Source organism: Flammeovirga agarivorans (assembly GCF_012641475.1).
Classification (GTDB): Bacteria; Bacteroidota; Bacteroidia; order Cytophagales; family Flammeovirgaceae; genus Flammeovirga; species Flammeovirga agarivorans.
The window spans coordinates 47,549-71,953 of the sequence record NZ_JABAIL010000011.1 but is presented as its reverse complement, the minus strand read 5'-3'; the positions used below and the strand labels follow the sequence as shown (position 1 = coordinate 71,953).

Annotated in this window: 13 protein-coding genes; 1 reads left to right on the top strand and 12 read right to left on the bottom strand. The window is 34.5% G+C overall.

Translation table 11 applies throughout. The features are described from left to right. Positions 1-234: 234 nt before the first annotated feature. Entirely contained in the window at positions 235-942 is a 708-nt protein-coding gene (locus HGP29_RS24135; RefSeq protein WP_168885028.1) for a FadR/GntR family transcriptional regulator, read from the bottom strand. 1,561 nt (positions 943-2,503) lie between these two features. Here HGP29_RS24135 and HGP29_RS24130 point away from each other — a divergent pair. Continuing rightward, positions 2,504-6,142 carry a S8 family serine peptidase gene (locus tag HGP29_RS24130; RefSeq protein WP_168885027.1) on the top strand — a complete coding sequence of 1,213 codons (3,639 nt, stop codon included), beginning with the start codon at positions 2,504-2,506 and terminating at the stop codon, positions 6,140-6,142. Positions 6,143-6,284: 142 nt separating this feature from the next. On the opposite strand, the gene HGP29_RS24125 is transcribed toward HGP29_RS24130, so the two are convergent. From HGP29_RS24125 to HGP29_RS24075, 11 genes are all read right to left on the bottom strand, one after another. Next, on the bottom strand, positions 6,285-6,860 hold the full coding sequence (locus HGP29_RS24125; RefSeq protein WP_168885026.1) for a hypothetical protein: 576 nt from the start codon (positions 6,858-6,860) through the stop codon (positions 6,285-6,287). A gap of 13 nt (positions 6,861-6,873) precedes the next feature. Continuing rightward, positions 6,874-7,830 (bottom strand): hypothetical protein, encoded by a 957-nt coding sequence (locus HGP29_RS24120; protein WP_168885025.1) that lies wholly within the window; start codon positions 7,828-7,830, stop codon positions 6,874-6,876. Between the two features lie 220 nt (positions 7,831-8,050). Then, positions 8,051-14,197, bottom strand: a complete 6,147-nt coding sequence (locus tag HGP29_RS24115; RefSeq protein ID WP_168885024.1) for a leucine-rich repeat protein — start codon at positions 14,195-14,197, stop codon at positions 8,051-8,053. A gap of 114 nt (positions 14,198-14,311) precedes the next feature. Further along, positions 14,312-15,709 carry a sulfatase-like hydrolase/transferase gene (locus HGP29_RS24110; RefSeq protein WP_168885023.1) on the bottom strand — a complete coding sequence of 466 codons (1,398 nt, stop codon included), beginning with the start codon at positions 15,707-15,709 and terminating at the stop codon, positions 14,312-14,314. Further along, positions 15,710-16,393 (bottom strand): bifunctional 4-hydroxy-2-oxoglutarate aldolase/2-dehydro-3-deoxy-phosphogluconate aldolase, encoded by a 684-nt coding sequence (locus HGP29_RS24105; RefSeq protein ID WP_211093402.1) that lies wholly within the window; start codon positions 16,391-16,393, stop codon positions 15,710-15,712. Further along, positions 16,393-17,391, bottom strand: a complete 999-nt coding sequence (locus HGP29_RS24100) for a sugar kinase (RefSeq protein ID WP_168885022.1) — start codon at positions 17,389-17,391, stop codon at positions 16,393-16,395. Before HGP29_RS24100 ends, HGP29_RS24105 begins: the two co-directional genes overlap by 1 nt. Positions 17,392-17,410: 19 nt before the next feature. Then, entirely contained in the window at positions 17,411-19,624 is a 2,214-nt protein-coding gene (locus HGP29_RS24095) for a T9SS type A sorting domain-containing protein (protein WP_168885021.1), read from the bottom strand. Between the two features lie 219 nt (positions 19,625-19,843). Then, positions 19,844-21,076, bottom strand: a complete 1,233-nt coding sequence (locus HGP29_RS24090; RefSeq protein WP_168885020.1) for a glycoside hydrolase family 117 protein — start codon at positions 21,074-21,076, stop codon at positions 19,844-19,846. A 59-nt stretch (positions 21,077-21,135) separates the two neighbouring features. Continuing rightward, positions 21,136-22,143, bottom strand: a complete 1,008-nt coding sequence (locus HGP29_RS24085; RefSeq protein WP_168885019.1) for an L-rhamnose/proton symporter RhaT — start codon at positions 22,141-22,143, stop codon at positions 21,136-21,138. Positions 22,144-22,152: 9 nt separating this feature from the next. Next, entirely contained in the window at positions 22,153-23,193 is a 1,041-nt protein-coding gene (locus HGP29_RS24080) for an aldose epimerase family protein (protein ID WP_168885018.1), read from the bottom strand. Positions 23,194-23,237: 44 nt separating this feature from the next. Then, positions 23,238-24,347, bottom strand: coding sequence for a mandelate racemase/muconate lactonizing enzyme family protein (locus tag HGP29_RS24075; protein WP_168885017.1), 1,110 nt, complete (start codon positions 24,345-24,347; stop codon positions 23,238-23,240). Positions 24,348-24,405: the final 58 nt, after the last annotated feature.

The window sequence follows — 24,405 nt, the reverse complement described above, 5'->3', positions numbered from 1 at the left end:
ATAATAAAAAAATAGAATAGTATGCAGGCGTTAGTAGGAGCTGTGTTTGTGATTGCTCATTTCATCTGTTATATTTGACCTACTAAGGTTTTCTGTTTAGCGGATGATTTTGCCGATGACCCTGCTTAAGAAATCCTGCATGGATTAACAGCTTGTTAATCCATTTTTTGTTTATAAAGACCTTACTTCATAGGCATACTTGGTGTTTACTCAGTTATACATCAGTTTTAGTACCTAAAAAATATCTGTTTTCAAGATACCTCTCAAGTGATTATACATTGCCTGTTCTGCCTTTTCGGGATTACGGTTTGAGATGTGCTCCAAAATTTCATAGTGATCTTCTACGGCCTTATTGGGTTTATCTCCTGAACAGACATCATTTTCTTTAAAGAATGTGATAATATCTGGTGCGACGATTAGCATTAGTGATTTCAGAACTGTGTTCTTGCTCGCCTCTGCTATTTTCATATGAAACATTAAATCATGTTCTACAGTATCTCTACCATGTTTTAGAGCCTCCTCATATGCTGATAAAGCACTTGATATGGATACTATATCTTTTTCGTCTCTTCTTAATGCTGCAAACCTTGCGGTATTTCTTTCAAGTACAACTCTTGTTTCTACTAATGCAGTAAAATCATTCCCCTCTAAATCCAACACATCTGTGATTAAACCTTCTAATGCTGTAATTCCAAACCCTGCTACTACTGTTCCACTCTGAGGAAGTGTTTTTAAAATGCCATAAAATTCTAATTTTCTTATCGCATCTCGTACATGTGTTCTACCAATACCAAATAGATCGGAAAGCTTTCTCTCTGATGGAAGTTTATCCCCTGCTTTTAACTGCCCCGTAGAAATTAAAGCTTTTACCTGTTTGATAATCTTATCAACTGGTTTCTCAATTTCTATTTTTCTAAAAGTATTAAATACCGTTTGTTCCATTTTGTGCTCGCCTATTAATTGGTAGACCAATTTACAAACATTTAAACTTCACTTCCAAAACTTATATCAATTTTTACAGTAAAAATCTTTTTTTCAACTCAAAAAACTTGATAGAGAGTAGATTTAAAAAAGATTGATTCAAGAGTGCTCAATGTTCGTGTTGCTACCTTATATCCTTAATAATAATTCATTATTTCAATTTTATTCGCCAATTTGAATAACGCCCGGCTGGGTTACCATAAACTGGTTGACCAATTTTACGAGGATTAAATTTTAAATGCAAACTTTGTTATAATAAAATAGTGTCTCAACAACACTTTTTTCTCTTTTTCTTAGAATAAGTCAATATTTATACTTCAAATAGTACTATTTTTAATATTTATTACTAAAATTTTATTAAAAAATTAAAATTGAAATTCAGTATAAAAATTAGAAAAACAACTCCCTTATTCGCTTAAATATTTAATTGGTTTACCATTTACCATCAAATTATTATCCTTTGGTTACCATTTTTACTTATTCACTTATTAATATTTTTGTAGTCCTTATTAATTGGAAGAAGATGACTCATTAATTCTTATCAAATTTCTTAATTCTTACTTTTTACTATCGAAACTTTAGAGCTTGAAAAAGCTCGTTTACACATCAGAACCCTATCTGTATATTTACTCTAATAATTGGTTGACCATTTATTCACCCTTCAATATTAAAAAAAGCGCTCTACCTGTTTTACTAAAGTTGTGATATATCTTAAATGATCGATTGTATATTTTTTTATTGTTTATGATTAATCAAAACAAGTAAAAACAACTACCAATAACAGCCTAAAATTTGTAACAAAATGAAGGAATAGTTACTTACCATTTATTAATATGAAACATTGTTACTTTATAAATTTAACCTAGTATAATTGTATTAGAAATTCAGCGTAGGAAATATATATAGATTCTTTACCCTCTTTTCTTATGTTGTCTAAAGGATAGTATTGTTAAATAATTGAATAGAATTAGACAATTATGTAATCTAATTACTAGAAACGTAGTGAAGTACATTTATCTTTTATCTAGTACAAGGTAGCTTTAGTCTTAACTCCATTCAACATGAATAACATTTACTTTTATTGATGAAAATATTGTTTGTAGTGTAACAATATTTTGATCACATCAGTATATATAAGTGAAGTTAGATGAATGCGCTTAGTAGATAAGTGAAAAAAAATTGAGAGAGTTAAGTTCTTAAAACACCTCATTGGCATTGCCAGTGAGGTGTTTTCTTTTTTATAAACATCACACTCTATATCCTACCACTTTCAAAAAAACTATATTAGGTATTAACTATATCGTTTGATATGCATCATATGGTATTAGTAGTAGATTTTCATTAAAAAGTCTCCTAGTAACGACTTGTAACTTCCCATTGTAACAGATTGTAACTTTAGAAATTGCCAAAAGTCAACTTTTTTTTAGTTATTGGAAGATCATCTACATACTCTTACTAAATAAAATTTCATATTGTCGACATTAAAGAAGGGACGACAAACTATTTTTTGCTATTTATACTAATGAAAATACTTAACGCATTTTTTACTATACTACTCCTATTGTTTGCTTTAAATTGTACTGCTCAATATGCCACTAATGTTAAAGCTAAAACAGATAAGGAAAAGGTTACTTTAATTGCTAAACTTAAAAAAACAACAGAAGCTGAAGTTGTTCAGAATTCTGTAGTGTTAAGCAATCCCATACAACATGGCAACCAGAGAACTTTTAAAGGTAAGTTACTTCGTCATAAAGCATCCGTTCAAGGAAAGAAGGCCGAATTGGTGGTGCTTGAATTTGATAATGATGAAAATATTCAAGATAAGATTATGGACTTGTATGCATCAGGTTTGTATGAATTTATTGAAGAAGATCAACAAGGAGAAATTCTAGGTGAGGTAATTCCCAACGATCCTGGGTATTCTAATCAATGGTCTCTCTCTAATGATGGCTCAATTAATAATAGTGTAGCAGGTATTGATATCAACATGCCTGAAGCATGGAGTGTTACTAAAGGTAGTGGAACCATTACTGTAGCCACTTTAGACACCGGTCTTAAGCTAGATCACCCCGAATTTGATGGCCGATTATGGGTCAACGAAGATGAAATTCCCTACAATGGTATTGATGATGATAACAATGGGTTTATCGACGATATCTATGGCTATAATATGATTAACGTGGGTCACCAAGGAGATGCTGGAGATGCAGACCCAACAGACGACCACCGACATGGAACGCATGTAACTAGTATCATTGGAGCCAATGGCAATAATAGCAATATGATGGCAGGAGTTGACTGGAACTGTAAGTTGATGACGCTTAAAGTACTTAACTCATCAGGTTCTGGTTGGTATTCTGATTGGATTCAAGCGATCTATTACGCAGTAGATAATGGTGCAGATGTCATTAATATGTCTTTAGGTGGTACAGGTTACTCTGCAGCTATGCAAGATGCGGTAGATTATGCAGTAGAAAATAACGTTATCATTGTTGCTTCTATGGGCAACTCCAACAATAGCACCACTTCCTACCCTGCCGGACTAAATAATGTTGTATCAGTAGGTGCCCTATCTTATGATGGAACAAGAGCAAGTCCTTTCTTGTGGGGAGGCGGTAGTAGCTATGGTAATCATATTGATATCTCAGCTCCTGGTAATGGAATAGTTGGTCTTTCTCATACTTCGAACACCAGTTATGTTACCATGTCGGGTACTTCTCAAGCTGCACCAATAATTGCTGGAATCATTGCGTTAATGAAGGGTTTGGGAGATCCTGATTTCTCACTTTCCAAGGCACTCTATTATCTAGAAAAAAATGCTGTAGATGAGATTGGTAGAAGTAATGAGGATAGAGAAGGACATGATGCATTTCATGGTGCAGGTATGGCCGATGCTTATGCGACATTACTTGATTATTATAATGATATCAATAGTGCTTCTTCATGTGAAACAGCCACAACGTTAGATAATACTGGCTCGTTTACTATCAATCATATTGAAAGTAATGGAGACGCTTGGTATCAATATACAGCCACACAAGATGGTTTACTTAGAGTATCAACTTGTGGGTTAAATAATCAACTCGCTGTTGAAACTGCTTTTGAAGTGTATAAAAATAGCTGTGATGCTTTAGTCAATACTACTGAACAAAACTGTAGTTCTACCAAGAGTGAAGTTTTTATTGAAGCAGAAACAAATGATACCTTCTACATTAAGTTTATTAATGTAGAGAATAATTATGATGAATATACAGCACTAGTAGACGAATTAGATTTCACAGAAGGTTATTCATGTGACCAACCAATTGTTGGTATTGAAGGCGAAAACGCTGTTGATTTTTCAGCTTCTGAAGCACAATGGTATTCTTACACTTTCACAAAATATGGTGAAGTCACTGTTTCTTCATGTGATAATAATGTTGATACTGACCTTAATCTATATACAAGCTGTGAGGCTACCCCAGAAAATTATGATGACACCTGCGGATCTGCCTCTACGTTCACACATTCAGGTGAACCGGGTGATGTCATCTTTTTCCAATGGGCTAATACATATGGTGGAGGAAACCACAACTTTGATATCTCTTTTGAAGAAATTATCACTTGTGATCAATTCGAAATTACAGCATTAACCTCAGCAGGGATTTATACGGCAGACAATACTCAGGATACAGATTACTTCTCATATACCGCAGAAAGATCGGGTGAACTATTTATCAGTACTGCAGGTCATGCCGAAGGAATAGACACTTACATTGTTCTTGATAATGATTGTGATCCTAATGATGGAGCAATCAATTCATCAGACAATGACATGGGACTTCAATCAATTATTACAACAACAGTTACTGAAGGAGAAACCTATTATCTGAGATTTTTGAACGATAACAATACCGAGAGCTATAACTTTGAGATAGGTTTTACAGATGATGCTGGCTTAAGTTGTGAATCTCTTGCTGAATTGACTTTGGATACTCAGGAATTGATCGTTTCCAACAATGCAAAGTTCTATGAATTTACCATTCCAAGTGATGGAGAACTTACGATTATTTCAGATACTGATACCTACATTGATGTATATTCTGAAAATAATTGTGATACGAATGAATATGGAGACTTAGGTTTTTACGATCCTGAAAGCTCTTCTTCTGATCAGGTTGAGCTAAACATAGATGGATTAACTGAAGGGCAAAAAGTATATGTAGTTATTACAGCTGATACAGATTATAAATTCAATATTGAAGCTACTTTTGATAGTGATTACTCGTACATTTCTGTATCCCTTCCTTTTGCAACAACATTGACAATTGATGGTAGTATTAATGAAGTGTTGGAGCAGAATACATCTTTTGAACTTCAAGTACTGAAAGGTAGTAGTATTACTATTACTCCATCACAAGATGATATGCCAGAGGGACATCAATTTACTTTTGAACAAAAGACATATAATAATTTACAGTACGATTATACATTAGCATTTAGAACAGAAGAGATTTTCTATCAAGTCGTTTTATATGACGAGATGACGTTTAATAAGTCAACTTATTATACAGTATCCAACCCTCTAGAAATTAATGAAACAACCATCGAAGGGTATACATTCGACGGTTGGTATACAGATGCTGATTTTACAACTTCCTTTGATATAGATAATCATCAACTGGGTGATTTGTCTTTGTATGCCAAATGGAGTCTAACAGAATACTTGATCACCTACCATAATGGTTATGATCATGACAATCCTAATTCATTTACATTCCAAGAAGAGATATACTTTGAAGATGCAGAAAGGGATGATTATACTTTCATGGGATGGTATAGTGATGAACAACTTTTGACTCCTATTGAAAGCATCGCAACTGGAACTACAGAAAATATAAACGTCTATGCAAAGTGGGAAGAAGCAACATCTGATGATAATGATATCATTAGTAGTATCGCTCCTACAGAGCAAATAGCATTTTATCCGAATCCTTCTAACCAATTCATTTCATTTACTAACAGCATTGATCATCTCGTTATTTACAACATGTCAGGACAACAAGTTTGTGAATTTTCAAGAGGTAATACTTTTGATATCTCACAACTTCAAGTTGGTCTTTACATGGTCTACGTTTACGTAGATGATCAACCATCAATTGTTAAGTTGATAAAACAATAATTGATTAAAGTGGTGTTCTCTTGAGCATCACTTTTTATTTTGCATTTTATTAGTTGCAAGTTGCGACTTATACTTATAATAAAAAACTGATCTTATTTTTTTAAGATCAGCTCCTCATATAAAAATTATAGGTACAATTTAATTAATGTGTCCACATCGGAATAGTATTTCCTTTGTCATCTATTTTATAACCTTGAAATCTTCTATTAGTAATTAAATCACTAATAAACAGGTCTGTATCTTTCAACTTTATTTTTGTTTCCTTTATTTCCTGATAAGAAAAAACAGGACCATATACTTCTAAGCCCGTTTGAGAATATTCTGGAGCAATAATAAATTGAATATAGATTGGCTCAATTGTCTTGTCCAACATCTTATTTGAATCATCGTACAGTAAGATGTAATCCTGATTAAAAAGATAAGCCATATCGTTTATCTCAGCATAAGGATCACAAATAGATTTTTGAGGGTTAGAATTGACATTCCCCCATCCTCTAAGTTGATACGACAAACTTCTAAAAGAAGTAGGCTTTGTTTTATTTAAGGGTAAGAATGCATGAATATTTTTGGCCTTTAACTCTCCTAATAGCGTCTCTGCCAAAGATTTATAACATTCATTCCCTTTGAAAGTAGTATTGATATGTACTTCTTCCAAAGACTCCTGAGCAAACAATGAGAAAGAAAATATTATTTGAAATACTAATAATAAATACTTCATAATATTTTGGGTTTTATATTGATGAAAGACTTTGATCTAGGGTATTTTTATCTAACGAAATTGTTGAATGTTTGAACTTTAATACATTTACTTTTTCCTTATCCAATTTTAAAGTTTCATCTAAAGATACTTCACCCATTGTCGCCTGTGTATCACTTTTCTTTTTAAAAGTAAAGATCGTCACATTCGATAAGTCGGTATCTATTAACGCAAACTCTTGAACACTTCCTTGGTCGTTTACATCATAATATACAACTGTATTTAGATCCTGATAATGAACATATACTTTCTTAATTTCCTTATCCTCAACTTGTAATTGATAAGCAACTAGTTTCTCATTATCCACAAGGTAGTCGTAATTATAAAGTCCATTGGTAGTGATATTCATGGTCTTGTATAACCAATTATTCACTGCCGTATATTCAGTACTCCAACCATCGAAATCCATATCATCAGATCCCCAATCATCATCAGTAGTGTCTAAGTTTGGAGATAGTGCTCCCCAATCGTCATTAAGAGATTCTTCAGATGCATAGTCCAAGATATCCTGTTCCAACTTGTTCCATGAATTCGATGTTTGATTAAAAGCATAACCATTAAACTTGTCTATACCATCTGATATATACGACACTTCAACGGGCTTAATATATTTCACTTTCTGATTTTTGTAAGATATTTCAATATCATACATACCTCCAGAAACATAAATCCCTTGGTCATCTTTCATAGGAATACCTCCTTCAAGCATATCAAAGTAATTAGCATAGAGTTTTACTCTAACATCTAACTCTCCTTTTATTGCACCTTCTTCTATTGCAAAGGCATTTTGAGGTATATGTAATAATAAGCTATCACTAAAGAAGCTTAAAGTGCCACAAGTATTATTATCCCATTGCTGAGATTGAGTTGATTGGGCAAATGAAGTAATTGATACTAAAAGCGTTAAAATTATTAATCGTAATGTTTTCATTGTCAGTGAAATTGTGGGTACACTAAACAAGAATCCAAAAACCCGACCAAATTTATCAATAGTTCAAAATACTCTGAATATTCATTCAATATTACTGAAAATTTATACTCCGATAATATTTAAATAATCTATGAAAAAAAGCGAGAAGGTAAGTGATATACTGCCTTCTCGCTTTTTGACATTTCTTTGTATTAACTAATTGTTTATGAAAAACTTAATGTTAGTTGACCACCAACTTCTTTGAAAAGACCATATCTCCTAATTTGATATGCACCATGTATACCCCTGTGGCCAAGTCAGAAATATCATAGAAACCATTACCCGTAAACTCTTTCAATTTTAATCCCTGATAGGAGTAAATAGACACTTTATCAGCATGAATATTTAAAGAGAAATAGTTAGAGCTGGGGTTAGGATATAAATGAATATCTTGCGAAAAAGACCCATTGAGATCATTAATAATAGGGTTGACCTTGGCATAAAATACTAAATCACCATAAGTCCCTTTCATTACTTTGTCTACCTTATTCTTATACCCGGGGTCCGTATACCAACCATCAAATTCTCCTTCAATATTCTCCGGTATAGTTAGAGTAAACGTTTCCGATTCAATCGAATATGTGGTTACTCCATTATAATTATCTACACCTTCGTAGGATATAGTATACTCAATCAATGACCATTTGGCATAGAGTGTTATATCTCCTAAACTGCCTGTAGGGATTGACGTCTGCTTATCTGTATAATTTTGGTCCAGAAACCAACCCTCAAATTGATACCCATTTTTCGATGGATCCGACAGACTAATCGTAGGTGAATTAATAGTGTAGCTGTTTACACCCAAATAAGTATCGACATTTTGATATGTAATGAGATATTCAACTTCTTCCCACTTTGCATACAAATTAAGATCACCTGTTGAACCTTGTACAACTTCAGCTATGGCATTATTATATCCTTGATCCAAGTACCAACCAACGAAATTATAACCATCTCTAATTGGTGCTTCTAATTGGAATGTTTCTGTTGTATGGCTATATCCACCTACACCGTTAAAGTTATCAACGTCATGATAGTAAATACTATAATCTTGAAGTTCCCATTTTGCATACAAACTAAGGTTTCCAGTACTGCCTTTAGAAATCTCTGTGATTTCGGACGTCAAAGATTCGTCCAAATACCATCCTTCAAAAGTGTACCCTTCCCTATATGCTTTTGTTAGTACGTATGTATCTGACAACACCGTATAACTAGACAACCCATTATAGTTATCAATATTATTATAGATAATTGTATACTCCACAATCTCCCATTTTGAATACAAATTCAAGTCTCCTGTACTCCCCTTGGTAATCGTTTCTATCTTAGAGGTATAACTTTCATCTAAATACCAACCTTCAAAGGTGTAGCCTAGCTTTTCTGGATGTTTTAATTGATAATCTTCTGATTCAATGGTGTAGACCTTCGGAAGGTCTGTGTCATCCACTCCATGATAATGAATAGTATACTCTTCAATATCCCATTTCGCATACAAGTCAATATTACCTAGGGTTCCTGTCTCTATTACTGATATTGAAGTAGTGTAAGCATCATCAATAAACCAACCCATAAATGAATAACCTTCCTTAGAAGGATCTGATAATAGATAATTTTCAGACACTATAGTGTAAGTGGATAATCCATCATAATCCTCCACATTATTGTAAGTAATGCTATACTCTATTACCTTCCATTTCGGGTATAAATCCAAGTCTCCTGTACTCCCTTTGGTAATCGTTTCTATCTTAGAGGTATAACTTTCATCAAGGTACCAGCCTTCAAAAGTATATCCTGGTTTAGTAGGTGTTATCAATGAATACTCATCGGTCTCTACTGTATATGTTTCAGAATCAGTGTTTCCATCATGGTAATAAATAGAATACTCTATTAGTTCCCATTTTGAGTGTAATGCTATATCACCTGTAGATCCGCTAGGTATTTCAGTAATAGCTGTAGTAAACGATGGATCGGTATACCATCCATTAAACTCATATCCTTTTTTTGAAAGAGAAGTAGGTAAAACTATTACTTCTGAGTCTCTAAAAAATATTTCAGAATCTACTTCTTCCTCTCCATCTAAAAATGTGAGCTTATATTCCTTCTCCCATTTCGAATAGATGTTGATCTCCCCCATTGACCCTTCAGAAATTCCATGTATTTCATGTTGAAGTTCTTCATCAGAAAACCAACCTCGGAAACCATATCCTTCCTTCTTAGGTGTTGAAAATGAAAAATCATCTAGAATAGTATAAGATGTTTTTCCATAATAATTTTCCACCCCATTAACTTGAATAGAATAGTCTATTGGTGTTTTTCTAATATGAAGATATTTTTTACCAGTAGTCCCTTTTTCAATCTTTGTGATCTCATGATTGAAGTAATAATCAGTATGCCAAGTTCCAAATGTATATCCTGCTTCTTGCTCTGGTAATTCCAATTCAAAATCATCTTCTATGGTATAAGTCGTCTTCCAATGATGATTTTCAAATTTTTTAGTCCCTCCGTATCCATAACCAGAGATGACATATTTATACTCTATTTCATAATCGATAGTATTCTTGTGTATATAGTAAAACTCATCTTCCCCAGTTACTCGAATAGACGTAACCTGTTCATCATTTTTATCTAACCAATATTGTTCTTCGTACCCTAATTCATCATCACAGACAGTTAAACTGAAGATATTATAACCTAGAGTTTCTACCTCTTGTGGAATGAAAATGGAATCAAGGCAATTATTCATAAAAGCATAACTGTCTATCTGTTTTACACTTCTCGGAATTTCTACGTATTCCAAACTATTGTACTTAAAAGCTTCTTCTCCAATAAATGCTAAACTTTGAGGCAACTTGACAGAATCAATTCTGTTTCTACCAAATGCATCACTCTCGATTGTTATTAATGAAGATGGGAAAATCACTTCGCTTAATTCATTTTGATAGAAAGCATATTCCCCAATTGTTTCAATATTCTCGGGTATCTCTAATGAATCAATTTTATTACTACTGAAAGTATAATTCTTAATGGTGGTCAGTCCCGTTTTAGGAAACTGTACTTTTGTAATTTCATTGCGACTAAAAGCTTTTTCTCCAAGAAAGTCCAAGTGACTTGGTAATATGACTTCTTCAATATTATTCCAAGAAAAAGCATCATCACCGATATATTCAATATTCTCAGGAAAAGGAATATTTTTCAACTCATTCTGTTGAAAAGCATAATTTCCAATATAAGTGACACTCTCTGGAATATTAGTTTTCTCAATTTCATTTGACTCAAAAGCTTGATGACCAATTTTTGTGATATAAGGTGGAAGGTTCACCTCTGTTAATTGGTTCTCCAAGAAAATTCCGTCAGCAATCTCTGTAATAGTTTCAGGTAGTTCGGTAGACTGTATCAAATTCCACGCAAATGCAAACGGTCCAATATTTTGGATCGAAGTAGGAAAAATCACTTCTCTAATCTTATTTGATCTAAATGCGCCATCAGCAATTAATTCTAGACCATTCGGTAAATTTATATTAGTAAGTGAATTTCCAGTAAACGCTTCTTCCCCAATAGATTTTATGCCCTTTGGTAGTATCAATGACGATATGTGGTTACTCGCAAAGGCCCTTTTATTGATATATTGAATATTGGATGGTAGAACCACAGATGTTAGTTTATTTTGATCGAAAATACCCTCTGGTACTGTCTCAATCGTTTCAGGTAGTACTATTTCGGTTATAATATTATTTGCGAATACATAGGTACCCAGATCAGTAAGGATATCATTGATATGAACTTCTGTGATTTCATTATACATAAAAGCTTTATCACCTACTTTAGCTAATTGTGATCGCAAAACTACATGCACAATATCGTTTACATAGAAAGATTGGATACCGATTTCTATAAGGCTTTCTGGAAGGTCAACTGTTACCAGCTTATTACGTTCAAAGGCATGATCTTCTATCTTTAAAAGACTTTCGGGTAATTCTAAATATTCTAGTTGATTAGAATAAAAGGCATGTTTTCCAATACTTTCTACTCCCTCAGGTATACTTACAGATGTTAAAGAATGATAGTAAAAAGAGTGGTCTCCAATGCGTTTTATTTCTACACCATCCAAAATTGGTGGAATAATCACAGCACCTCCATCCTCATAAGAGCAACTTACTAAAACCCCATCTTCGTTAACAACAACATCTTTATCCTGAAGAGCATAGGCTTCTAACCATTTAGGAAAAACTGCTATGTTTTCAGCCATTCCTTGCTGAATTTTAGTAATTTGTTGTGTTAAATTTTCATCTAAAAACCAACCATTAAAGATAAATCCTTTTCGTGTAGGTATTTGTAATTTCTGACCTACTGATGCTACAGTATAAATTTCTGTCTCTAGGTCTGGGTAATGGTAAGTAATCGTATATTCATTGATACTCCATTTTGCATATATATTTTGATCATTGATAAAGTCTATAGGATCTACTTCATTGATCAGTTCATCACTGTTATACCAACCATTAAACTCGTACCCCGTTTTCTCTAGAGTTGGTAAAATAATATCATCTCCCACAACATATTCTAAGGCGTCTACCTCTTCACCAAAACTATAAAGTGTGATGGTTACCTTAGGAATATATTGACCATAGATATCAATATCTTGAAAAGGATCATTAGGAAGGGTAGTAATTAGTTCTGTAAAATTAGCATCAGTATACCATCCCCTAAATTCATAATTTTCTATACCAATAGGTTCGATAGAAAATTGATCTTCAGCTGAAAACAACTGTTCATTAATCTTCTCTTCTCCGAAATAATAGTTCAACGTATAGAACTTTTCAAATTTAGCATAAAGGTCAATTTCACCGACCATACCTTTCTCAATAGATACTATCGGATAGTTGAACTCAGCATCTGAATACCATCCTACGAAAGTTAAAGTCGGGTGATCAGGTGCAAGGAGAGACATACCTAAAGCAGGGTCATATACTGTCTCACCATTGTAGTTTTCAACATTATGGTAAGAGATTGTATTTTCTGGATAAGTCATCTCTCTCCAAAAAAATTGATCTTCATCAGAAATAGACACAGTTTCTAATGGTACATTATTTTTATCGAACCAATTATCATTTCCATTGTAGTAATAATCAAATGAGTTAAACTCAATATATTTCATGCCTTTAGGAAAACTGATGTATGATAATTCTCTATTTAACCCGAAAGCATTCTTATAGATATATTCCAATCCTTGAGGGAGTTCTACACGTCTAAGGTTATTTTCTGAAAAGGCATTGTTTCTTAATGTTTTGAGAAACTTAGGAAGCTTTAGACTAGTAATTTGATTCCCTGAAAATGCATAATATTGAATAGATTCTAAAGAATCAGGTAATTCTAAATACCTTAAATCATTGACACAGAAAGCATGATGTCCTATTGATTTTAGTGTAGAAGGGAATTGGATATCTTTTAGATTTGAACCAAAAAAGCAGTTTTCCCCAATAGATACCACTCCCTCAGGAAACTGAACTGATTCAATATCCAAGTGATCGAAAACACTGCTCCCTATCTTAGTTATTTTCTTTCCATCTAATACCGAAGGTATAATTATATGTTTACCTTCAACATGAGTACAACCTATTAAAACTCCGTCTCGATCTAGATATACATCATCATCTTTAAGGGTATACTTCCCTGTAATGTACTTGGAATTGATGGTTTTTCCTCGAAGATTATTTACTGTTAGATCTATTCTTTTCTCCGGAGCATCTTCAGTATACCATCCTTCTAAAGAATAGATATCATTTTGTTGTTGCTGATTGTATAAGAAAGTTGGATCAATCTTCTCAATAGCCAAAGGAAAGCTGATGCTTTCTATTTTATTGTGTTGAAATGAAAAGCCGTCGATAGTTACTAAACCTTCATTAAAAGTCACAGATTCTATATGATTATCTGCAAAAGCATAAGCCCCAATCTCCTCAAGAGCATCATTAAAAAGGATATTGGTCAATTGATTATTCCTAAACGCAGAAGGACCAATATTTTGTAATTTTTCATTTAGATCTAGATGCGAAATTTTATTCCCCTCGAAAGCTTCATCTCGAATGGAAATCACATTTAGAGGTAAATGAACTGTGGTAATTCCTAGTTCTTTAAACGACTTACTCCCAATACTGGTAATCGTCACTCCATCTAATTGATCAGGAATAATGATTTCGCCTCCATCCATGTAAGAACAATATACAATTGCTCCATGCTCGTTCACTATAACATCATCATCCGTTAAGGTATACTGAGCCTGGGACACAGAGAAACTAAGGATAAATAGAAAGGTAAGAATTAGTCTACACATTAGTTTGTTAATTAAAAAATAAGAGCTTTAAGTTTATGTCACTAAAGTATATAAGTTTAATGAAATACAAAAATTGGTCGAGTATTTTTAGTTATATCAGTCAAAATTAGGTGGTTAGTTGGTCTTTGCTTTCTTATATTTATCTATCCTTTCCATGGCTGCTTTTTCATATTTTCGTTGTAGTTGCCATCTAGGTCTGGATAGGGTGGTTTCCCAATTAAAAAGCATTTGATACATCTCTTTTACCTTTTCAGGAAAAATAGCAGCTAGGTTATTCGTTTCTCCAATATCTTTTGATAAATCATATAACTCGGCAGGTCGATCTGGAAATCTGAGAAATTTCCAATTTCCTGATCGAACAGCTCCTCTATTTTCTTTCTTCCAGTAAAGTTCTTTATGAGGTATCTCAGAGTTTGCGTTTTGTAAATAGGGTAAAAGATTTACACCATCTATTGTTTCTAAAATTTTATCCTCTCCACCGCCTAAAGCAAAACAAGTGGGTAAAATATCTAAAGTACTTATTGGTTGTTGATATATATCTTGACTTGATACATTTGGTAATTTCATCAGAAAAGGAACTCGAATTCCACCTTCATAATGACTTGCTTTTGTACCACTTAGCGGAGAATTATCAGAAGAGTTAGCATCTGTTGGACCACCATTATCATTGGTGTAAATGATTACTGTATTCTTCTCAATACCTAACTTCTTTAAGTGATCAAAAATTTTCTGACACCCTCTATCCATCCCATAAGTCATTGCTGCCAATTTCTTTCTATTACCCTCAAGAGTAGGAAACTGAGCTAAATCTTCTTCTTTCGCATCCATTGGTGTATGTACTGCATTAAAGGATAAGAAAAGAAAAAAAGGAGTATCTAAATTATCGTCTATAAACTGTATGGTTTCTTCTGTAAAAGCATCTGTGAGATATTGGTCAGGTTCTTCAAAATTTCGGAACCCCCTTTCCATGTAATCCTCTTCTCTTGAATTCTTATTTTCCTCTGAAAAGGACCAATAACTTCTAGCACCTCCTCTAAAACCATAGAAAAAATCAAACCCTCTTTTCAATGGATGGAATACATCATCATTTCCCATATGCCACTTACCGATAATCCCGGTGGTATAACCCAAAGACTGCATGTAGTTACCAATGGTTCTTTCTTCCAATGGCAACCCCATCTGATCATCCTCGATACAATAATTTTGCATATAGCCCGGAACATTGTTTTCTTCAAAACCAAAGCGTTGCTGATATCTACCAGTTAACAAAGCAGCTCTTGAAGGTCCACATACTGCTCCGGCTACATATGCTTGGGGGAAAGAAATACTTTCTTTTGCTAGTTGATCCAATGCAGGAGTACACATGACCTGACTCCCTTGGAATCCAAAATCAGCATATCCTGCATCGTCAGATAATATAAGAATGATATTCGGTGTAGTATGCTGTGCATTGATTTCTACACCATAAAAAGAAAAAAGTAGTAATAATATTTTTAGTCTCTTCAATACCATTTAAACAGCATTCAATTCATTTGTTAAATCATCAACATAACCTCTTAATTCGATGACCTTTTCTTTAATGCTTTTCAAATCAAAGTTGCCATCTGCATCCTTGATAAACAATTGAGCTCCAATTCCCACACAATATGCTCCTGCATTGAACCATTCCTGCAAGTTCTCAAATGTAGTTTTTACTCCTCCTGTAGGCATAATGTTTGTCCAAGGTTGAGGTGCTTTTACTGCCTTAATAAAACTTGGACCACCCACTTGTGTAGCTGGAAATACTTTTACCACTTCTGCACCCAATTCTTCCGCAAATGAAATTTCAGATACAGAACCACACCCTGGGCACCAAGCCACTTTTCTACGGTTACATAGCTTTGCCATATCTTCGTTCACCACTGGTGAAACAATAAAATCAGCACCCATTTGAATATATAGTGCAGTTGTAGGTGCATCTACCAACGAACCAATACCTAGAGCTAATTCAGGTAAAAATTGATTTCTATATTCGATTAAATGTCTAAAGATCTCATGAGCATTATCTCCTCTGTTAGTAAACTCAAATACTCTCACTCCTCCTTCGTAACAGGCTTTTAATACATTGATACTTACTTCAACATCTTGATGATAAAACACAGGAACAATGCCTGTCTGCTTCATCTTTAAAGCTACTTCGATTCTTGAAAATTTCATTATCTAACTATTTTTCCTGTTCCGTTTGTTTTCATAAAATGATAGACTTCTTCCTTAGAGCATACATTCTGATCGCCTTCAATTGTATGTTTTATAGCTGATGCTGCTACTGCAAAATCTATCGTTTCTTGGTGATTCTTCAGGTTTCTAAGACCATAGATCAAAGCAGCCATAAATGAGTCACCACCACCTACTCGATCTACAATATGTGTAATATCATACTTTTGACTTCTGTACACCTTTTCACCATCATACAATGCACCACTCCATGTATTATGACTTGCAGATACTACTCCCCTAGAGGTGAACACCACAATTTTACAATTGGGGTATTGTGTCATAATCTTATCCCCTTCAACTTTAAAAAGGTAATCATCTATATCTCCTGCCAATACATCAACATCTGGATGAGTCCCAGACATTACATGATTAAACTGCATGAGTTCGGGCATTACTTCACCAGCGGTTTTCCCCCACTTCCAAAGATTCCCTCTAAAGTTAAAATCCATTGATATGGTTAAGCCTTTCGATTGGGCAAACTCTAACCCTTCTAGAAGAGCATCTGTTGCTCCTTCTGAAACCGCTGGAGTAATTCCAGACCAATGAAACCAATCGGATCCTTCAAATACCTTTTCCCAATTGATCATTCCTCTTCGAAGTGTGGCTGTAGATGAAAACTGACGATCATAGACAACCTTACTTGCTCTTCCATTGGAACCATTTTCATAGAAATAAAGTCCCATTCTTTCCCCTCCAAATAAAACATCTTGGGTAGATACTCCGTAACTATTTAAATGGCGTAATGCACTCACCGTCATGTCATTGTCAGGTATTCTCGTAACATAAGAAACTTGATCTCCAAACTGTGCTAATGAAACGGCAACATTTGCTTCAGCTCCACCAAAATCTATGTTCAGTTGTTTTGCTTGCTGTAAACGCTGATAACCAGGTGATGAAAGTCGGATTAATAATTCCCCAAAGCTGACAATCTTCTTCATAATATCTTCTGAAAATAGTTTATTCAATGATCAATTTCTTATTGATAAATTGATCTCCAAATTGAAGTCTTACAATATAAACACCTGATTTTAAATCAACTGTAGAAATCGAAAATTGTGAGGCTGATACCACTTCATTTTTAATCACTCTACCGTTAATATCTAAAAGAGTAAATGTATTTGGTAGTTGTTGATTGTTCACCAATATGTTCACTTCCTTACCATTACTTGGGTTAGGATAAAGCTTAATTTTATCAGCTAATTTAATGTCATTAACAGATGTGGGAGGGGTAGTATCGAATGTTCTCGTCACTTCTTGACTAAAATTGTACACTCTCATGTTTACACTACTGATATGTCCTCCACTTTCAGGAAACTGAATTGATATAGAGTTATTTACCTCAAGTAATTCATATGGTACAGGTATCTCTACTACACCAAAAAATGAGTCTCTTTGCTCTTGTAAATCACCTCTAATGTTGGTTGGAACGACAACGTTAGTACCATTAACTTTTACTGTAGGCTGCTTTGATAAAGCATGTGATCTACCCATACCAATTCTCAAGACTGCTTCACCATACTCATCTAACTCAAGCCCCGAAATTTTAAAAGATTGTTCAGTGCCATCAATTGGTTGATAATAAACATCTGAAAAATACTTGGTCTCTCCTGCTGTTTCTTCAATTGCAATATCTTCAGCAAAAGTATAAGTTAAAATCATAGTAGATTCAGCTTGCAATGTCACCTGTTCTGTATCTTCCGAAAGTACTTCTTCTTTTAAGAATGCACCATTATTGATACCATATAAATGTTTACTTTGAATGCTTTCAATTGTATTATCTCCCTGCCCTAAAATACTTAGTTCAATAGTCTCTGTATTTTGATTTAGGTTACTTAAAATCAAATGCAACTGATTTCCATCTACAAAGGCATTGGTTTGTATATCTACGTTCTGAGATAAATTTTCAACTCGTGTTCCTTTTACGTCCTTCCAAAGATCATAAAAGAGAATCAAATCGGTATACACCCAATCTCCAGTTAGACTATTGGGCTCATCTTCCTGTCTTAGAAGTCTCCAATTGTAAGGTACTCCATCTACAGTACCCCATGTTGCTTTTAAAACAATAAAAGGAAGTGCTTTAGCGATATTATCTGCTCTATCCATAAAAGTAAGCATCATAGAGTTGGTTGATTTTAAATAATACCAATCTCTTTCTGACGACCATTGGTCCTGAAGCATTGAGTGTACTTGTGCTCCATATTCTGAAACCAAAGTAGGTTTTACTTCACCAAACTTATCAAAACTAGCATGGTCCATCATATCTAGTGTAGCTTCCAGATTACTTCCTTTTCTCATTCTTCTTTCTCCGCGGAAAGTAGGCCAATCGTAAAGGTGGATAGACCAGAAATCCATGTTTTCACCACAAGTATCCATAAACTTGTTCCATCGTTTTTCCCAACGTTGGAAGTTATCATATTCGAAGTTAGGAAAGGCTGTCGTAAAACCACCCACTTTCATATCGGGATTAACCTTCTTTACTTCTTTTGCTACTGTATTATGGTACTTGAAAATTTGCTCGATACCTTCATCCGTTTCACCACAATCCTCACAGCCAAACATTTCATAAATAGGCTCATTGATTACCTCAAAATACGCTGGTCTTTTTTCGGAACCTTGCTCATAATATTCTTTGATAAAATGTGCGCAATATTCTCCGGAAGCAGTACCAAAAGGCTCCTCATCAGTATCAGCTTGTGAAAATGACCACCCTTTACTTGTTTCCTTACCATCAGGCCAAAAAGGATGAAATTGAGTAGCTAGGATATGAGAATTATTTCTCTCACCATAACTATTAAAATCCGTTCGATTAATGTAGTTATCTCTATGTTTTTCTCCTTCTTCTTTCAATTGGTCTAAATCCACAAAACCGGGTCTTTGTGGATCTTCATTCAGAACACCGTTAATATTCCAAGTGATTTCTCCAGTATTTCTACCAAAGTAAACATCCTTTTGATTCATAAGGTCATCCTTAATATTTGATGGATCTGTGCTTCCATATTGTGTCCAATCATTTTCTCTGATCCCTGCATGTACAGTAATAAATTTCTCTCTTTCGAAAGTAGACACATCACCTACTGTATGCTTCATGTTAATGTTTACATCCACTCCAATATTCTGTGCAAACAATGACACATTAATGAAGAGAATAGAAACCAATACTAGATATTTCATTTCGTAATTTACTTGTTAGTATAATTGATCTATTGGAAGTGTTGTCAGTGTTAGATGAAATATAGCAAATAAAAAAATCTATAAAACTAACTATGCTGAGAGCCACTTTGTGATAAGGTAAACTTACACTGTTCACCTCTTAATTTGGATGTTTTCACACTCGATTTTAACTGAACAATGATGAAAAAGGGCGAATTTCTTCGCCCTAATCAAGTTTTTTTATCGAGTCGCCTTCTTATTGGCCGCCTTCTCGTTTTTTGCAGTATGTGCTGTTTTTCTTCTTCCTTGGAACCTTTGAATGTGCTGATAATCGTAATTATGATATTTATGTGTTAAACCCCATCCAAAGATGGCAAACCCTTCATTTGTATTTAAACTTCTGTTCAATCCCATGGCATGTGGTGCTCCAGGAATCGACGCTTGAATATTGAAGTTAATACCATCGGCAGCAAATTGTACTGTTCCTTTTTCTGGACCGTCAGTTGTGATCAATGACATAATACCATCTTTATGTTTCCAAACACAAATCTCATGACCAGAGTTTGAAATAGGATTGTATGGCGATTTCACATAGGGTCCTAACGGATTATCAGCGATAGCTACACCATGTCTAATCTGACGACCACCAAATGTAATTGCTTCACCCATTTGCTCGCCTTTATAATACAGGTAGAACTTTCCTTTGTAAGGGATGATACATGGATCATGTACTTTATGGCTATCAAAATCTCCTTTTTTCTCTACTAGGAATCTATTTTGTTCTTCCCCTTTCCAAACACCGTTATCTGCAGGACTTAAGATCGGTTCTGATAATTTCTTCCAAGGTCCTCGTGGAGAATCTGCATAAGCTAAACCAACTTGATTTTTAGTTCTTACATTGTAAGGTGACTTAATTGTTTGGTAGCATAAGTAATACTTTCCATCATATTCCATTACTTCTGGAGTAAATACCGAACGATCATCAAAAGTACCTTTGTCACCTCTTTCTACGGCAACACCTTCTTCTTTCCATGTCCATCCATCATGAGAGGTAGCGTACCAAATATCACATCTATCCCAAGGGAAAACTTTTTCGTTTTCAATGTCTCCACCAAAACCATCAGTTTTACCTACTGATTTTGAATAGAATACATAATATAAACCATCAATAAATAATAAGGCAGACGGATCTCTTCTTACTACTCCTTCTTCGTAAGCCAGATCTCCCTTTAGGTTATGTACAGAAAACTCCCCAAACCAATCATTATTTAAAGAATCTGGCCAATCTAGTGCTCTCTTTGATGCCGCACTTAAATGATTAATGTCTGTAATCCCCAAGAAGTCTAGCTTCTCTTTTGATACATTAGAATAATCACCTTTCACCTCTGCCTGAGGAGCTGTTGGCTTTGTACAAGCAGAAAAAATACTTGTGCCTAGTAAAAATAGTCCTGTTAGTATACTTAAGTTTTTCATAATGATATCTTGAATTCGAATAGATCATTGTCCATTCATTACATACTCTTTTTTGTTTGTTAGATTAAACTATTACCAAATGCAATTACTGTGATGCCTACAATCATACAAGAGAGTCCTACATACAAAGATTGTTTGGCTTGCTTTGGTGCCTCTATCCATTCTTTTGTGATCAACCCACCTATAATAGCCACACCAACAGATACGGTATTAAAAATAGCGTAACCTACTGTACCTCCATTTTGACCTAGCTTAAATGCTGCATAGGCAAAAAGTGCAGATGCTGAGAAGTTAAAAATTCCCATTAGCGTTGTTAAAAGGGTGTTCTTCGGGAAAGAAGGAGTAATAAAATTATGCCATAGTTTCTTTGCCGATAATTGATAGATAAAATACGAAGCGATAGACAAACCACCAAAAATGTATATAATATACATCACAACAATGGCACTCACCCACTCCGGATTACCATTCGCTACACACGCTTCGTAAATCACTCCGCCTCCAACTGTATTTGCATAATTAAAACCTGTAGCGAGAAGACCACCTACAACAGCAATTGCAATTCCTGTTACCATCGAATCGCTTTTTACTTCTGATTCTTTTTCAGATTCTTTTTGCTTTAATAACCCTGCTCTACCATTGCTCATCACACCTATTAAAACAATCATAATACCTAGCATGATTGTACCAAATACATGTACTTCAGGAATTCCATCAATCATAAATGGAATCAGAGAGCCTATTAAAATAATTGTGCCTATAAATAGTGAGAACCCTAACGATAATCCGATGTAATTAATGGCTTTACCCCACATCATTACACCTATACCCCATAAGAAACTAGCGATTCCCATTCCCACTAATACATTGGTAGGAATAGATAACAGGATATCTCCAAAGTTGTCGACCATTAAGTAGGCTGCGATATTGGGGATAATAAATGTATTGATCATGAAGAACAAGCCCCATGTATTCTCAAACTCAAACTCTTTGGTGAATTTTTCAGGTAATGCATATAACCCTAGCATCAAACCTGCAAAAACTGACCATAATATTCCTTCAATCATGATTATTTTTTAGTTAAATGAAAAGACTGTTGTACTAGTATATGGTTGATCTGGAGTAGTGAATACCCGTGGAGCATCCGCAATGTTAGGGCCATTAGGAAAGCGATGTGTTTCACAACAAAAGGCCTTATATCGTCCATATTGATCACCACTTTCTCTTTTTAAAGCATCAGAAGTAAAATAGCCAGTGTAAAACAACATACCTGGTTCTGTTGTCGATACTTCTAAAGAAATATCCGACGCTGAATGTTTAAATTCCGCTACTTTTTTTAATGATTCTGAGGGATCAAATAAGAAATAATGTTCACATCCCGTTGCTAACTCTGCAAGTACTTCATTAAGTAGCTTTCCTTTTTTAAGGTCTAAAATAGAACCATCAACTGCCACTTTCTCACCCACAGGAACATTAGTCGGATCTGCCTTTAGAAATTCATCTGCTAAAATCTTTACCTGATGATTTCCAATCTGTTCTTTAAATCCTGACAAGTTGAAATACGTATGATTCGTCAATGAAATTGGCGTTTTCTTGTCTGTGGTAGCATGGTAAACGATCTCAATGGCATTGTTATTCATTAAAGTAAAAGTCACTTCAATCACTACATTACCAGGAAAACCTTCTTCCATGTCATTACTTTTGCGTTGGAAAGTAATACTATCCCCTACTTCTGAACTGACTTCATTGACGCATTGCCATAACTGCTTATCTAACCCTTTTATTCCTCCATGTAAATGATTGGGGCCGTCATTAGTTGCAACACTATACTTTTCACCATCAATAGAGAATTGGCCATCTTTTATTCTTGATGCAAAGCGACCTACTGTACAACCAAAATAGGGTGCATTAGCTTTATATTCTTCTGAAAAATACCCAGACAACTGATCAAAACCGCAGGCTACTTCTGTTACATTGCCTTTTTTATTTGGCACTTGAATAGACGTAATTGTAGCTCCCAAAGTCATAATTTTCACTATCATTCCTTTGGTATTTTTTAATTCATACTGAAAGACTTTATAGCCTTCATGTACTCCAAATAAGTTGCTTTTGATCATGATGTTGTTTGGTTATTTATTGATGTATTGATGATGTGTGACAGCTATACCAATTCTGTTGGTTTAATTTCGAAAGGGCTCAGTTTTTCCCAATCAAATACAACACCTGTACCTGGAGCATCTGAAGCTACTGCTCTAAAGTTCTCCACTACTAATGGTCTTGTTGTATATTCGTCGATAGGGAAACTATGCACCTCTAACCAACCCGAATTTTCTTGTGAAGAGACCAAGCTTACATGTAATTCTTGCATCCCATGTGAACAAACAGAAATACCGTTTTCTTTGGCAAGCTTAGCCGCTTTTAACCACCCTGTAACACCTCCACAGTTAGATGCATCTGGCTGTACAAAAGAAAGTTTAGATTGTTCCATTGCATATTCAAATTCATGAATGGTATGCAAGTTTTCTCCCATAGCCACTGGTACACCTGTTTTCTCTGTAATTTCTGCGTATCCCTTATAATTGTCTGGAATAATCGGCTCCTCAAACCATGTGATATTATAAGGCTTGAAACGATTGGCACATTCAATTGCTTTTTCTACAGTCATAGAGTAATTGGCGTCTACCATAAAGGTTACATCATCGCCTATATATTCTCTTACTGCTTTGATGCGTTCGATATCTTCGTCCAGGTTTTCTCTACCTATCTTAATTTTTACCGCATTGAAACCTCTATCCATATAAGACTGCATATTGTTCAAAAGCTTTTCTATTGGAAACATCAAATCGATACCTCCACAATATGCCTTACATGTATTTCCTTGACCACCTGCCATTTTCCAAAGTGGTTGGTCAGCCATTTTACATTTGATATCCCATAGAGCAATATCTACTGCAGAGATGGCAAAAGATGCAATACCTCCTCTACCTACATAATGGATATGCCATTCCATGAAGTCATAAATGCCATCAATATCAGCTCCATTTTGTGATAAAAGAGCAGGTGCTAAATCATGATCCAACATGGCTTTTATTGCCTTTCCTCCTTTACCTCCCGTATAGGTATATCCTGTTCCAGACACGCCATTTTCAAGAGTAATTGTCGTTGTTACCAACTCAAAGTGATAGTGGTCCCCATGCTTTGCATCAGATAATACTTCTGGCAAAGGAACCTCAAATAACCTTGTTTTTATATCTTTTATTGCTGTTTTCATATCTATAAAGGAAAAAGTAAGGAGCTAAGTAAAAGTCTTACTCCTTACTTATATCCTG